General features: G+C 71.2%; 11 protein-coding genes. 5 read left to right on the top strand and 6 right to left on the bottom strand.

Going from position 1 to position 14,233, the window contains the following annotated elements; translation table 11 throughout:
- Window positions 1-348 precede the first annotated feature (348 nt).
- The 3 genes from DL519_RS25415 to sigE form a co-directional block, all read right to left on the bottom strand.
- Window positions 349-2,115, bottom strand: coding sequence for a trypsin-like peptidase domain-containing protein (locus DL519_RS25415; protein ID WP_223839538.1), 1,767 nt, complete (start codon window positions 2,113-2,115; stop codon window positions 349-351).
- Between the two features lie 166 nt (window positions 2,116-2,281).
- A complete protein-coding gene (locus tag DL519_RS25410) occupies window positions 2,282-3,016 on the bottom strand; it encodes a zf-HC2 domain-containing protein (RefSeq protein WP_190818493.1) in 735 nt (244 codons plus the stop codon).
- Between the two features lie 3 nt (window positions 3,017-3,019).
- Complete coding sequence (sigE, locus tag DL519_RS25405; RefSeq protein ID WP_190824214.1) at window positions 3,020-3,598, bottom strand: RNA polymerase sigma factor SigE; 579 nt, start codon at window positions 3,596-3,598, stop codon at window positions 3,020-3,022.
- Between the two features lie 321 nt (window positions 3,599-3,919).
- Here sigE and DL519_RS25400 point away from each other — a divergent pair, with 321 nt between their 5' ends.
- Window positions 3,920-4,501 (top strand): O-methyltransferase, encoded by a 582-nt coding sequence (locus DL519_RS25400; protein WP_263399714.1) that lies wholly within the window; start codon window positions 3,920-3,922, stop codon window positions 4,499-4,501.
- 79 nt (window positions 4,502-4,580) lie between these two features.
- Here DL519_RS25400 and DL519_RS25395 read toward each other — a convergent pair whose 3' ends face one another.
- A complete protein-coding gene (locus tag DL519_RS25395) occupies window positions 4,581-5,720 on the bottom strand; it encodes an Mrp/NBP35 family ATP-binding protein (RefSeq protein ID WP_190818490.1) in 1,140 nt (379 codons plus the stop codon).
- A 275-nt stretch (window positions 5,721-5,995) separates the two neighbouring features.
- On the opposite strand from DL519_RS25395, the gene DL519_RS25390 reads away from it, so the two are divergent.
- Complete coding sequence (locus DL519_RS25390) at window positions 5,996-6,442, top strand: MarR family winged helix-turn-helix transcriptional regulator (RefSeq protein WP_223839536.1); 447 nt, start codon at window positions 5,996-5,998, stop codon at window positions 6,440-6,442.
- A gap of 4 nt (window positions 6,443-6,446) precedes the next feature.
- Window positions 6,447-6,893 (top strand): NUDIX hydrolase, encoded by a 447-nt coding sequence (locus DL519_RS25385; protein WP_223839534.1) that lies wholly within the window; start codon window positions 6,447-6,449, stop codon window positions 6,891-6,893.
- 304 nt (window positions 6,894-7,197) lie between these two features.
- On the opposite strand, the gene DL519_RS25380 is transcribed toward DL519_RS25385, so the two are convergent.
- Both DL519_RS25380 and DL519_RS25375 read right to left on the bottom strand, forming a co-directional pair.
- On the bottom strand, window positions 7,198-7,725 hold the full coding sequence (locus tag DL519_RS25380) for a DUF1003 domain-containing protein (RefSeq protein ID WP_190818485.1): 528 nt from the start codon (window positions 7,723-7,725) through the stop codon (window positions 7,198-7,200).
- A complete protein-coding gene (locus DL519_RS25375) occupies window positions 7,725-9,011 on the bottom strand; it encodes a magnesium transporter MgtE N-terminal domain-containing protein (protein ID WP_190818483.1) in 1,287 nt (428 codons plus the stop codon). Before DL519_RS25375 ends, DL519_RS25380 begins: the two co-directional genes overlap by 1 nt.
- A gap of 141 nt (window positions 9,012-9,152) precedes the next feature.
- On the opposite strand from DL519_RS25375, the gene DL519_RS25370 reads away from it, so the two are divergent.
- Complete coding sequence (locus tag DL519_RS25370; protein ID WP_190818481.1) at window positions 9,153-10,127, top strand: HpcH/HpaI aldolase/citrate lyase family protein; 975 nt, start codon at window positions 9,153-9,155, stop codon at window positions 10,125-10,127.
- 513 nt (window positions 10,128-10,640) lie between these two features.
- Window positions 10,641-14,195, top strand: coding sequence for a patatin-like protein (locus DL519_RS25365; RefSeq protein ID WP_190818479.1), 3,555 nt, complete (start codon window positions 10,641-10,643; stop codon window positions 14,193-14,195).
- Window positions 14,196-14,233: the final 38 nt, after the last annotated feature.

Here is a 14,233-nt window from a genome sequence, read left to right as displayed (position 1 = left end):
CTCTCGACTACCTCCGGGGCTTCGCGACTCGCGGACCAGCACCGCATGAGCTGGCAACGCCCCCAGAGTACCGACCGGGTGATAGCCGCAGGAGGGGGAAGTAACCCAGCACATGGCCTTCACGAACTGTTAGCTGCGCGTTCGGCGGGAAACCAGCGCCGGAGGCCGGAACCTCGGAGGTCGTCCAGCCTGCGGTATTCGCCTCGAGGGTGGCCACCGTCCGGGACCCGCGGCGGTGGCAGGGGCGCGTGTGTGGCGATTTCGCGCGAAATCGCCACCTGGCGCCCAGCTTGCGCGCGGGTCCCGCGCACCGGGTGCGCCCATCCGGGAACCGGGCGACCCGTGCGCTCACTTCAGGGTCACGGCCAGGACTAGTTCGCGGCCCTGCCGGACCACGGTCACCGGCACGCGCTCGCCGACCGGGTGCCGGTCGACGGCCACGATCAGGTCGTCGGCGCTGGCTACTTTGCGCTCGCCGATCTTGATGATCACGTCGCCTTCGGCGATCCCGGCCGCCGCCGCGGCGCTGCCGTCCTGCACGTTCTGCACCTGGGCGCCGTCGGCGAGCCCGTCGCTGACCGACTTGGCGTTGACGCCGAGGTTGGCGTGCTGCACGTTGCCGGTGCGGATCAGCTCCTGGGCGATGCGCCGGACGTCGTCGATCGGGATCGCGAAGCCCAGCCCGATCGAACCGCCCGCACCGCCGGCACCGAGGGTGCGGATCGCGCTGTTGATGCCGACCACCGCGCCGTTGCCGTCGACCAGGGCACCGCCGGAGTTGCCGGGGTTGATCGCGGCATCGGTCTGGATCGCGTCGATGACCGCGTTGGTGTCGGTGCCCTCACCGGCCAGCCGCATCGGGCGGTGCACCGAGCTGACGATGCCGGTGGTCACGGTGCCTGCCAGGCCCAGCGGCGAGCCGATGGCGATTACCTCATCGCCGACCGCCAGCCCGTCGGAGCTGCCGAGCTGGGCGACCGTCGGGTTGGACACCTCTACCTTGATCACCGCCAGGTCGGTCTTCACGTCCCGTCCGACGATCCGCGCCGGGGCCCGGGTGCCGTCGTGGAAGACCGTGGAGACCTGCGCGTTCGGGGTGTCGGCGGCCATCGAGACGACGTGGTTGTTGGTGACCACGTAGCCGTTGCCGTCGATGACCACCCCGGATCCGCTGCCGCCCTGCGCGCCGACGCGCACCTCGATCGACACGACGGCCGGAACGACGCGTTGCGCGACCGCAGCGACGGTGCCCTTCGGCCGGTCCTTGCCCTGCTCCACCTCGGCGAGGGTGACGTCGGGGTTGGTGAGCGGGTTGCCCTCCTCGGCGGTGATCCGGCCGAGGAGCCCGCCGGCCACGCCGACGAGCAGGGCGACCGCGGCGAGGATCGCAAGCGCGCGCGGGTGCACCCGGCGACCGAACAGGATCTCGCGGGCGCTCAGCAGGGGACCGGTTTCGGTGCGGTCAGGCTTCTTCTCGGGTTCCTCGACGAGGGCGGGCGGGCCGATCATCGCGGCCGCGGCCGGGTCACGCCACGGATCGCGCTCACCGGAGTTCCACAGCGCCGGCTCGTCGGCCGGCTCGGGTGTCATCGGCTGCTCGCCCGGCGCCCGCTGGAGGCGTTCGCCGCTGCGCGGCGGGCGGCTGAACGCCTGGGCCAGGGCTTCCGGCGGGGGCGGGGTCTGCTCGATGCCGCGCGCCGGCAGGTCGCGCCGGTTCGAGTCGAAGCTGCCGGTCACGCCCTTCGGACGGCCGAACACCGAGCTCTGCGACGGGTCGACCGGGGGTCGGCGCAGCGGGCGCGGGGCGAGGCGGGGCGGGGAGGCGTGCTGCGCTGGATGCGGTGGTTCGGCCGGTCTGCCGTGCACGGCGGTGCTGTCCGGGCCGGCTTGCTCGCCGTGAGCGGCGTGGGGTGGTTCGGCCTGCCCGTTCTGCGCGGCTGGGGGCGGGGTCACCGGTCCGGCGGGCACTCCCCGGGTGGGGTTCGCCGCGCCCTGCCACGGATGCACGGGTTGGGCGGGTCGCCCGTTGGGCTCCTGCTGGCCTGCGTGGGGTTGATCCCGACGTCCCTGGTCGGCGTCGGGGCCCTGCGCGGGCCTTCCTGGCTGGTCGCTCATCGCTCCCCGGGCATGCGGTCGGGACTCGTCCGTTCGAGTGGATCACACGGGCGGTGTGCCCATGCCACCGGCATGTGGGCCCACTGCCGGCACGCCCATTTTGCCGGGCGACCGGTGAAGTTCGTGTGGGAGCGGGCGAAGTCGCGGTCCTCGCCGGGAGGAGCGCTCAGTTTCCCGGTGGGGCGGGAGCCGAGGTCGTCGGTGCCGGGGGCGCGGACGAGGGCGGCTGGCCCGCGGCGACGTGCGGAGATGTCGGATGGCCGGTGCTCGGCTCGGCGGGCAGCGATTCGCGCGACGAAGCCGGTACGACGGCATTCGTGAACGCCTCGCCGGGCAGCGGATCCGGTGCGCTCGGGACCGGCCGCCCCTCTTCGTCGGTCGGCAGGTTCATGAAGGCGAGGGCGCCCAGCACCAGGCCGGAGAACACCACGCCGGCGCCCTGCCGGGTGCGGCGGCCGACCCGCCGCGACGGGGCGGCGTCGACGTCACGTGCAAAAGGGGACACGCTGCCAAAGGGCTGCTGGGTGCCGCCCAACGGCCTGCTGGACCCGAGCGTGGCCCCGTCGCCGAACCGCTTCGCCCGGTCCGGGCGGGCCACGGCGACCAGTTGGCCGTCGGCGGTCAGCGCCAAGCCGTCCGGCTGGCTCGGCAGGTCCGCGTGCGCGGGAATGGCCTGCAGGGCCTGCAGGAGCTTCGGTGAGATCGACGGCGTCTGGGCCGCCTGGACCGCGGCGCGGGCCTGCCGCTGGGCGGCGGCGTCCGCGGTGCACGCGGGGCAGTGGGCCAAGTGGGCTACGGCGCGATCCTGGGCGCTCGGGCTGAGCTCCCCATCTACCAATGCGACGATCGCGTCCAGCGCGAGGTGCTGCTCCGGCAGCCCCCACCCACGCAAAACCGTCATTCGTCAAACCTCCCGGGGATGCTCGCGGCGAGCTTCCAAGGTGGCCTTCAACATCTGGCGCCCGCGGTGGATCCTGCTTCGCACAGTACCCAGCTTCACGCCCAAGGTGGCGCCGATCTCCTCGTAGGAGAGCCCCTCGACGTCGCAGAGCACGACCGCCGCCCGGAACTCCGGTGGTAGCTCGTCCAGCGCCGCCTGCAGGTCGGGGTCGAGGAGGGTGTCGTTGAAGACCTGCTCCGGACTCGGGCCACCGCCGGGCAGCCGGTCGGTGTCCTCGGGTAGGCCCTCCATGCGCAGGCGGGACCTGCGGCGGGCCATGTCCAGGAACAGGTTCGTGGTGATCCGGTGCAGCCACCCCTCGAACGTTCCCGGCTTGTACGACGCGAGCGACCGGAACACCCGGATGAAGGTCTCCTGGGTCAGGTCTTCGGCGTCGTGCTGGTTGCCGGTCAGGCGGTACGCCAGCCGGTAGACCCGGTCGGCGTGCTGCCGGACCACCTCGTCCCACGTCGGCGGGGCCCAGGCGACCTCTTCCGCGGCGGGCGAGACGGTGCTGTGTTGGACACTTGGGGCCACACTCATCGGCTGTGTTGCCATCGGGCGAAAAGCCACCTCCTGCGCGGTTTCATCTCCAAGAACGGACATGTCGCCTCCGTTGTTCCCGGCGTTGTCGTCCTAGGAGACGCCGATGGGGTTGGTTATGACGTGCTTACTCTCGTATGCCCTGGTGAGGTAGCGATTAAAGGCGCCTGAGAACTGGCTGAGAACCTGATGTGATCCGGGTCTCACTTCGGCCCGCCGGAAACGGCCCACTAACGAATTCGGGCGCGCGGAACATCGCCGTGGGCAACGCCGATAACCTTTCGCGTTGTGATACCCGAGACGCCGGTGGGTGCCGGGCCCGTGGGCCGTGGGCAGGCGCGACACCGCTTGTCCGGCGCGCCGACCGGCGGTCCGACGGACACCTCGGTCGGGGCGTCGCCACTGCACGTGCTGCGGTTCCTGGCGGCGGCGTTGCGGGCCAAGGCCGTGGTGGAGGTCGGCACCGGGTCGGGCGAGAGCGCGTTGTGGCTGCTCCAGGGCATGCTCCCGGACGGCGTGCTGACCTCGATCGACGCCGACGCGGCGGCCCAGCGAGCGGCCCGCGTCACGCTGCGGGAGGCGGGCGTGCCAACGGGCCGGACCCGGCTGATCGCCGGCCGGGCGGTCGATCTGATGCCGCGGCTGACCGAAGGCGGCTACGACCTGGTGTCGGTGGGCATCGCGACCACGGACTACCCGAGGTACCTGGAGCTCGGCGTCCGGCTGCTGCGCCCGGGCGGGGTGATCGTGTTCGCGGGTGTTCAGCTGGCCAGCCCGGACACCCGGAGCGCCCTGGCCCTGGCCCTGCGAGACCTGGTCCGGGCCATCCAGGAGGACGAAAACCTGGTGCCCGTCACCCTCCCGACCGGCCCGGGCCTCCTCGCAGTCGCGAAGCACACGTGATTTTTTCGAGGTGAGGGGCACCCTTGAGCGGCTGTGCCACCCAAGCGTGCCCCTCACCTTTCACCCGGAAGCGTGGTGATCAGGCGGGGGAGACGCTGAGGAGCTTGCCCGCGAGGCCGCGCGCTCGGGTGGACAGGCGCTTTGCGATGTCGTTGAGGACCACCGCCGCCGGCGAGTCCGGGGCCTCCAGAACCAGCGGGGTGCCGTTGTCGCCCGCTTCGCGCAGCCGCGGGTCCAGCGGCACCTGGCCGAGCAGCGGCACGTCCGAGCCCATCGAGCGGCTCAGCGACTCCGCCACCCGCTGGCCGCCGCCCGAGCCGAAGACCTCCATCCGCTGGCCGTCCGGCAACTCCATCCAGGACATGTTCTCCACCACGCCGGCCAGCCGCTGCCGGGTCTGCATGGCGATCGCCCCAGCCCGCTCCGCGACCTCGGCCGCCGCCTGTTGCGGGGTCGTGACCACCAGGATCTCCGCGTTCGGGATGAGCTGGGCGGTGGACAGCGCCACGTCGCCGGTGCCGGGCGGCAGGTCGAGCAGCAGGACGTCGAGGTCGCCCCAGAAGACGTCGGACAGGAACTGCTGCAGCGCCCGGTGCAGCATCGGCCCGCGCCAGACCACCGGCGTGTTGCCGGGGGTGAACATGCCGATGGAGATGACTTTCACGCCGTGCGCCTGCGGCGGCATGATCATCTTCTCCACCTGGGTGGGCTTGCCGCCCGCACCCAGCATCCGCGGCACCGAGTGGCCGTAGATGTCGGCGTCGACCACGCCGACCGACAGGCCGCGCTTGGCCATCGCGGCCGCGAGGTTGACCGTCACGCTGGACTTGCCGACCCCGCCCTTGCCCGAGGCCACGCAGTACACCCGGGTCATCGAGCCGGGCTCGGCGAACGGGATGCGCGGTTCCTCGGCGCTGCCGCGCAGCATCTTGCGCAGCTCGGTGCGCTGCTCGTCGCTCATCACGTCGAGCTCGACCTGGACCGAGCTGACGCCCTCGACGGCGGACACGGCGCTGGTGACCCGCTGCGTGATCGTCTCCCGCATCGGGCAGCCCTGGACCGTCAGGTACACCTCGACCGTCACGGCGCCGGCGGTGCCGATGGACACGCTCTTGACCATGCCCAGGTCGGTGATCGGCCGGCGGATCTCCGGGTCCTCGACCTGGCTGAGGGCCTTCCGGACGGCGTCCTCGGTGGGCGCGGACTGCGTACTGGTCACGGTTACCTCGGCAAGCTGGAGTTGCGGACGTGGTCGGTGGTCGCTTCGGACGACGCCGTGCGCCGACCTCGAAGGTTCTCACACCGCGCGGTGGGCAATCCCAATGCTACGGACCGGTAGCCCGCCGGGAACAGGGTCGCCCGCGCTGGTCGGCGGGACTCGCCGAGCAGAACGCGATTCTTGTTCGGGGGCGCTGCGCAGTCGAGTGAACGCGTTCCGTAATATCAATCTTCGTGGCCGAGACGGCTCTTGATCGATTACCGACTCGAAGTGAATTGTTGGCGTACCGCAGTTTCCTCCGCGCGCACGCCAGGGTCACGCGCTGCCTGGAAGGCGACCTGATCGCCGAGCAACGGCTCACGCTCGCCGCCTACGACGTCCTCGAGGCGCTGGCAGAAGCCCCCGAACAGCGGCTGCGGATGACCGAACTCGCGGACGTCGTGCTGCTGTCCCGTTCCGGGGTGACCCGGTTGGTCGACCGCCTCGAACGGCTCGGGCTGGTGCGCCGGGTCCGGGTCGATTCGGACGGGCGCGGTGTGCAGGCCGTGATCACCGAACGTGGCGAAGCGCGGTTGCAGCTCGCGGCCTCGACGCACCGCACTGGGGTGGCGCGGTACTTCCTGTCCGCGACCGCGGGCGAGCTGGAGGCACTGATGCGCACCTGCGAGCGGCTAGCCGACGGGGGTGTGCCGTCGCCGCCGGGGCAGCGTGCGCAAGCATGAGGTCGTGCACGATGCGAACTCCACCGCTCCCGAACAGCTGATCCGGGCAGTCGGCCTGGTCCGGTTCGTGGACCGGCGATTGCTGCTGGTCCGCGCCGGCTACCAGGCCGCGTTCTACCTGCCCGGCGGCAAGATCGACCCCGGCGAGACCGAGGTGCAGGCCCTGCACCGGGAGGTGCGGGAGGAGCTCGGCGTCGGGCTGGTGGGGGCGGATTTCTTCGGCCGCTACGTCACCGACGCCGTCGGTCAGGGAGACGGCGTGCAGGTCGAGCTCAGCTGCTACACGGGCGAACTCGACGGGGCCCCCGAGCCGGCCGCCGAGATCGCCGAACTCGCCTGGTGCACCCGCGAGGAGTACGTGGCCCACGAGGTCACGGCCCCGGCGATCGTCGCCCTCTTCGCCGACCTCGACGGCGGTTCCAATGGAGAACAGCGCGCTGGTTCCCATTGAGCGTTTTCCAACCTCTTCTTGCGTTGCGGTGCGGGGAAACCTCAGCGGCCTTCTTGACTCCGGGTACCAATCGCGACGTCCGGGCTGTCCTCGCGAGAAGGCCGCTGAGAACCTGCGGCGGTGCACGCTGCGACGGTGGGCCAAGGCGGCTATGCCGCTTGCGGCAGCCTGGTGGGACTTCCAGCGTCGCGGCTGCGATCGGCCAGGACGAAAAACGCTCAATGGAAAATCGCACTGGGTTCAAATCGCACTGGGTTCAAATCGCACTGGGTTCAAATCGCACTGGGTTCAAATCGCACTGGGTTCAGATGTCGTCGGCGTCTCGGAAACTGGTGCGGATTCGGCGTTTCTCCACTTCGCTCCGCAGGCCGGGGACTTCCTCGCGCAGCCGATCCAACTCGGTGCGCAGGTAGTCGCGGGTGGCCACCTCGCCGATCGCCAGCCGCAGCGCGGCGAGTTCGCGGGCGAGGTAGTCCGTGTCCGCCTTGGTCTGCGCCGCCCGCACTCGGTCCTCCTCCAGCGAGACCCGGTCCCGATCGTCCTGCCGGTTCTGCGCGAGGAGGATCAGCGGGGCGGCGTAGGAGGCCTGGGTGGAGAAGGCAAGGTTGAGCAAGATGAACGGGTAGGGGTCCCACTGCAGGCTGACCGCGAACAGGTTGACCGCGATCCAGACGACCACGAACACCGTCATCCAGAACAGGAACTTGCCGGTGCCGAGGAACCTGGCGATCCGCTCCGAGATCTGCGCGAACAGCTCCGGGTCGAACGAGACGGTGAACCGGTGCGGCGGGCGGGGTTGGTCGAGTCGGCGGTGGGTCAGCAGTTCGGGCATCAGAGCGCCTCCTGGTCCGTCGGGCCGGTCTCCGGTTCGGGAAGTCCGCTCTCCCGCCAGTTCTCCGGCAGCAGGTGGTCGAGCACGTCGTCGACGGTGACCGCGCCGATGAGGTGCTCCTCGTCGTCGAGCACCGGCCCGCACACCAGGTTGTAGGCGGCGAAGTAGCGGGTGACGTCGGCCAGCGACGCCCCGGCCGGGAGGCTCGCGAGATCGGTGTCCAGCGCGCCGGCGACCAAAGTGGACGGTGGTTCGCGGAGCAGCCGCTGGATGTGCACGCAACCCAGGTAGCGGCCGGTCGGGGTGGCCGACGGCGGGCGGCAGACGAACACCAGGCTGGCCAGCGCCACCGGCAGGTCCGGGTTGCGCACCATCGCCAGCGCCTCGGCGATGGTCGCGTCCGGTCTGACCACGATCGGTTCCGGTGTCATCAGGCCGCCTGCGGTGTCGAAGGAGTACGCCATCAGCCGCTTGACCGGTGCCGATTCCTCCGGCGCCATCAGCCCGAGCAGCCGCTCCTTGTCCACTTCGGACAGCTCGGCGAGCAGGTCGGCCGCGTCGTCGGGGTTCATCGCCCCCAGCACGTCCGCCGCTCGCTCGTCGTCCAGGTACGCCAGCAGGTCCTTCTGGTCCTCGTCGGGCAGTTCCTCGACGACGTCGGCGAGCCGCTCGTCGTCCAGCGCCTCCGCGACTTCGTAGCGGCGCTTGGTCGGCAGCTCATGCAGGGTGCTCGCGACGTCGACCGCGCGCATCGTGTCGAACATGGCGAGCAGCTGCTGCACGCCCTGCGGCTGACCGGTCAGCTCCGCGACCGCCAGCCCGGTGACCTGGTCCCAGTCCAGCACCTGGGTCGGGCCGCGGCGGCCGAGCCGCCCGGTGCGCTCCCGAACCGCGAGCTTGGCCAGCTGCCAGTCGCGGGTGCGGATCTGCTCCATCGCGACGTCGACCAGGACCGCGGGCGCCCCGGTGGAGTCGATGACGACCCGGGCGTCGAGCAGTTGGCCGAGCACCAGCAGTTCGTTGGGGCGCTGGTGGAAATGGCGGAGGTTCACCGTGCCGGTCGCCAGCGTCACGGCGCTGGATTCGATGCGGGTGACCCGCAGCATCGGCACGAAGATCCGGCGCCGGGTTGGCAGCTCGACGACCAGGCCGAGGACGCGCGGCGGCTGCCGCCGGGCGCTGAGCCCGGCGACGACGTCGCGCACCCGACCGATCGATTCGCCGTCCGGCCCGAACACCGACAGGCCGGCCATCCGGGCCGCGAAAACCCTGGTCGCGGCTGCCACGTGGATCAGGCTATGCACTCTCCGTGCCGTCCGCTGCCCGGGCGGAACGGCGCGGCGCCGCCGCTCGGGCACGGGACTGTGCCGCCGGGCACTTGTCCGGCCCAAGCGGCGGCGTGCGTGGTACACACGCAGCGACTCGCGATGCCAGAGGAGGACAACGTGGACGGTCGACGTGCCCGGCGGAGCTGCCTGGCGGTGCCGGGTTCCAGCGCGAAGATGATCGACAAGGCGCGCGGGCTGGCCGTCGACCAGTTCTTCCTGGACCTGGAGGACGCGGTGGCGCCGCTGGCGAAGGCCGAGGCGCGCGACCGGATCGTCGGCGCCCTCAACGAGGGTGGCTGGGGCGAGAAGATCCGCTCGGTTCGGGTCAACGCGTTGGACACCGAGTGGACCTACCGGGACGTGGTGACCGTCGTGGAGGGCGCGGGCGCCGAGCTCGACACGGTCATCCTGCCGAAGGTGAGCACCCCCGAGCACGTGCGCTGGCTGGACCTGACGCTGACCCAGATCGAGCGGGCCATCGGGCTGGAGGTCGGCCGGATCGGCATCGAGCCGCAGATCGAGGACGCCCGCGGCCTGGTCGAGGCGGACGCCATCGCCGCCGCTTCGCCGCGGGTGGCGGCGCTGGTCTACGGGCCCGCCGACTTCATGGCCTCGATCAACATGCGGTCGCTGGTCGTCGGGCACCAGCCGCCGGGCTACGACGTTGGCGACGCCTACCACTACATCCTGATGCGCATCCTGACCGCGGCCCGCGCGGCCGGGGTGCAGGCGATCGACGGGCCGTACCTGCAGATCAAGGACGTCGAGGGACTGCGCCGGGTGGGTGGCCGGTCGGCGGCGCTGGGCTTCGACGGCAAGTGGGTGCTGCACCCGGCGCAGGTGGACGCGGTCAACGAGCTCTTCTCGCCGCGCCAGGGGGATTACGACCACGCGGAGAACATCCTGGACGCCTACGAGTGGCACACCTCGGCGGCCGGTGGCAAGCGGGGTGCGGCGATGCTCGGCGACGAGATGATCGACGAGGCGTCCCGCAAGATGGCGCTGGTGATCGCGGGCAAGGGCCGCGCGGCGGGCATGACCAGAACGGACCGCTGGACCCCACCGGAATCCTGAGCCGGTTTCCAGGCTCGTTCTGCGCGACGGTTCCGGTGGCTTCCCCCAACGGGAGTGGCCTGGTTCCGCCTCGCCAACCGGTGTGAAGCGAACGGCCTGTTCGCGTCGGTAGGAGCCTGTTGCAAAATTACGCCCACCACGGACCGTGATCGATCGATCACGGCTGAGATGGCCACTGGCGGACAAACGGCGGCGATCGAGACTGATTTGGTACTTCGGTTCAGTCGTTTTCGCCGAAAACGCAACAGGCTCGTAGGCGACACAAACGGTCCGTTCGCTCCATTCACGTGCAGCACCCTCCCAAGCAGCTTCTACCGCGCCGGCAAACACTCACGGCCTTGCGCCTGCGGAAACAGATTTCCCGGTGCGGCCGTTCGCGTGGTGGCGTTGCACCGTCGGGGTTCGCTTCGGTGGCGGAAGGGTTGAGTTCACCCTGTTGCGGCTCGGTACCGCCGATCCGCGCGGTAGGTTTCGGATGATCCTCAGACGTCGATCGAGAGGGCGGGCTCCGAGGTGGCCACCGCGGCAGGAGCGGTTAACGAGCAGGAACTGCGCTTGGCGCTGGCGATGCGCGGCGGCGCGAGCATGGCAGTGTGGATCGGCGGCGCGGTCGCCGAGATCAACCGGGTCCGCGAGGCGGTGGCGGACTCCCGGGCATCGGCGGACGGCGATTCGACTGGTACCCATCCGTGGGCGGCGCTGGCGAAGCTGTCCGGCTACGACTCCGTCGCGGTCGACGTGCTTGCCGGGGCCTCGGCAGGTGGCCTCAACGCGACGCTGCTGTCGGCGACGCTGGTCTACGGCATGCCCTTCGACCGGATGCGCGAGGTGTGGGTGCGGCTGGGTGACGTGGAGGCCATGTCCCGGCCGGTCCCGAAGTTCTGGCAGCACCGCCCACCGTCACTGCTGGAGGGCGATCGCTACTTCCGCGCCGAACTCGCCGACGTCATCACCGACAACGTGCCAGTGGCGGCGGAGCGCCCCGGCAACCAAGCCGACCTGCTGCTGACCGCCACGCTGCTGGACCCGATGCTGGAGCAGCGCTTCGACGGCCGCTCAGGGCCGATGCTGCAGGAGCGGCGCACGGCGTCGTTCCGGTTCCACCATCGGGGGAAAGCCGGCGATCCACTGTCGGATTTCGGCGCGGGCGACGACTTCGCGGCCACGGTGCTGCGGCTCGCCCACGCCGCCCGCTCGACGTCGTCGTTCCCGTTCGCCTTCGAGCCCGCGCAGGTGCGCTCGTCGCTCGGCGAGCCGCCGGACAGTGAGCCGAACATGGTCGGGCTGTTCTCCGAAACCGCCGCCGATCCGAAGCTCCCGCCGTTCCGGGTCATCGACGGCGGCGTGCTGGACAACATCCCGGTGACGGCGGCGATCGATGCGATCACGGCCGCGCCCGCGGACCGGCCGACGCACCGGTGGCTGCTCTACCTGAACCCGGACCCCGTCGCCTCGCACGGCCAACGCCGCGAGCCCGGGCTGGCCGTGCCGGTGACCGCGACGGCCCTGAAGGCCCGGCTGTCCCAGGAATCGTTGCTCGCCGACCTCGACGCGCTGGACGAGCATAACCGCGTAGTCGAGCGAACAGCCCTGCGTCGCAAGGCGTTGTTCGCCCCGTTGCGCGCCGCGCCGGGCGACGAGCGGGCGTCGGTGCTGGCGCAGCACGTCGACGCGGTTGCGCCGGACAACGCGGTGGTGCGCGCGGAACTGGACGCCCAGGTGGTGTACCGGCTGCTCACCGAGCCCGCGGGCACCGAGGACGGCAAGCTGCTGCCGCCGGTGGTCGGCGATCCGCTCGCGGAGTGGTCGGCGCAGGCGAGGACGCAGCTCGCGCGACGCCTTTCGGCCGGGCTCGGCAGCGATGCCACCACGCGCGTCTTCGACGACGCGCGCGGCCTGCTCACCGCGGTGCAGGAATGCCTCGGCTGGGCGTGGGACATCGAACGCTGGGCGCCGGAAAGCCGCGAGATCGGGCGCTGCAAGTCCGTGCTGTACCGGCTGCGGAGCTTCGGCGAGGTGCTGGAGGGGCACGCCGACCGGTACTGGATCAACGGCGCGAAGCTGGAACCGATCGTCGAGACCGCCGAACTCGACGAGTGGGTGCAGCGCGTGCTGCTCCGCCGGACCAGGCTGCAGCACCGGTTGCCGTCCCCGATCCAGCCGCTGCTGGGCGCGCTCCTGCGCGCCGTCGAGAAAGGCGAGGACTTCCAGCGGGAACTCGCGGAGTTCGCGGGCGAGCTGATGTCCATCGTCGAATCTTCGGGCGCGGACGCGGTCCCGGACGACGCCGGGGTGGACGCGGTCGCCCAGGCTCGAGCGGTGCTGCACCGGGTCGCAGACAGGCTGGCCGCCGCGGCACCGCCGCGCGAGCACGTCGACGAACCGCAGCAGATCGGCTACTCGCTGCTGGAGCGCAGCGACCGGCGACCGGCGACGTTGCGGCAGCTGGTGGTCCTCACCGCTCCGCTGGACGTCGGCCGGGTCCCGGGAACGCGGATCAACCTGCTGCGCGTGGTCAGCGACGAACAGAGCCCGCTGCCGTTCACCGCGCTCCGGCGCGACGAAGCTGCGCCGCTGCGGATCGCGGACAAGATCCGCGGCCTGGACGTGGGCAACTTCGGCGCGTTCCTGTCCGCGAAGTGGCGGGCGAACGACTGGATGTGGGGGCGGATGGACTCCGCCGCCGCGCTGGTCCGGTTGCTCGCCGACCCGACGCGGTTGGCGCAGCGCCACGGCGGCTCGGAGGAGCTCGGCGACGCGCTGCAGGCGATCGTCTCCCGCCCGACGGAGGCGGAACTCGGGGAGCTTGGCGAGGAGCAGGCCAAGCAGTGGCGCGGGTTCCTGGCCGAGGTGTGGGCGAGGCACGCGGAGGAGGTGCGCGCCGAACTCGACGCGCTGTTCGCCAACCCGGACGACGAGCACGCGCTGACCGAGACCCGGCGGCTGCTCACCGAGCGGCTGCAGTGGACGATCGCCGCAGCAGAAGTCCCTTTCGTGGCAAGTGTTTCGCCCGGGGCCGACCCGGACGGCGGTCGCAAGCCGCCGTTGCCCGAGCCTGCACAGCTGTCCAGCCAGGTGGAGCGCTACGACGTCGGCCGCCAGCGGTTCGCCGACCTCGGCGAGCCGCGGGCGCTGTCGATGGCGACGCGCTTCGGACTGCTCGCCTACCGCGCCGCCCGCCCCTCCGGGCGCGGCGTGCTGCCGTGGTTCGGGCGTCGGGCGATGACGCTGATCAAGCCGCTGCTGATGGCGATCTTGTACGCCGTCGCCGCCCCGCGCCGCGCGGCGCTGCTGGGCTTCCTGGCGGCCAGCGCCGTGACGTTCACCGGCATCGGGCTGGGGTCGCTACCCGGGACGCGGATCCTTTCCGCCGAGCAGCACGAGTCGGCGTTCCAGAGCTCGTTCGTCGTATCAGCCGGTCCGTTCGCGCCAGGTGCGGCGGAAGCGCCGATGCTCGCCCCGGCCGTCGCCTGTCCGGAATCCGGCACCGGCTCGGATGTCGCGTGCGCGGACAGCTTCGGTTGGTTCGGCGGAGTGCCCGGGAACTGGCTGGTCGTGGCCGACTTCTCCGGTACGTCCTTCGGCGCCGGCGCACTGCTGGCGATGCTGTTCACCGTGGTCTTCGCCGTGTGGTCGGGGTGGCTTCTGGCGCACCGCTTCGGCCGCGGCTTGGCGCGCTGGCTGCCCTCGGCGTTCATCGCGGCGGCGCTGCTGGCGGCCGAGTTCTGGCTGTTCACCACCGGATTCCGGCTCGGCCCCCTCGGGCTGGCGCTGGTCGCAGCGCTGCTGACCTGGCCCGCAGCGGTGGCCTACCGCAGCGCCGCGCGCGTCGGTGCATCGGTGCTGACGCTGCTGGTGTTCGTCGGCGTCCTGTGGCTGTGCGAGCCGAACGCCTTCAGCGGCGGGGGCTGGATCGTCCTGTCGACGGGCTTCACTGCCTACGCCCACATGGTCCTGGTCGGCACCGTCGACGTCCTCGCGCCGCGGCCCAGGCGACGTGCCGATTTCGCGCCGAAGGCGCCGCCACGGACGATTACGCCCGAAGCGGAGCTTTCCGATCTCGTCTGAGTGCCTGTTTCCGGGCTCCGTTGTCGCAGGTCGGGTGT

Source organism: Saccharopolyspora pogona (genome assembly GCF_014697215.1).
GTDB classification, from domain to species: domain Bacteria; phylum Actinomycetota; class Actinomycetes; order Mycobacteriales; family Pseudonocardiaceae; genus Saccharopolyspora; species Saccharopolyspora hattusasensis.
This window is presented reverse-complemented; position numbering and strand designations above follow the sequence as displayed.

Coding starts and splice junctions, on each gene's coding strand:
- DL519_RS25370 (WP_190818481.1), top strand. CDS start 9,153: ATGCCAGAGGAGGACAACGTGGACGGTCGACGTGCCCGGCGGAGCTGC.
- DL519_RS25380 (WP_190818485.1), bottom strand. CDS start 7,725: ATGCCCGAACTGCTGACCCACCGCCGACTCGACCAACCCCGCCCGCCG.
- sigE (WP_190824214.1), bottom strand. CDS start 3,598: ATGAGTGTGGCCCCAAGTGTCCAACACAGCACCGTCTCGCCCGCCGCG.
- DL519_RS25415 (WP_223839538.1), bottom strand. CDS start 2,115: ATGAGCGACCAGCCAGGAAGGCCCGCGCAGGGCCCCGACGCCGACCAG.
- DL519_RS25410 (WP_190818493.1), bottom strand. CDS start 3,016: ATGACGGTTTTGCGTGGGTGGGGGCTGCCGGAGCAGCACCTCGCGCTG.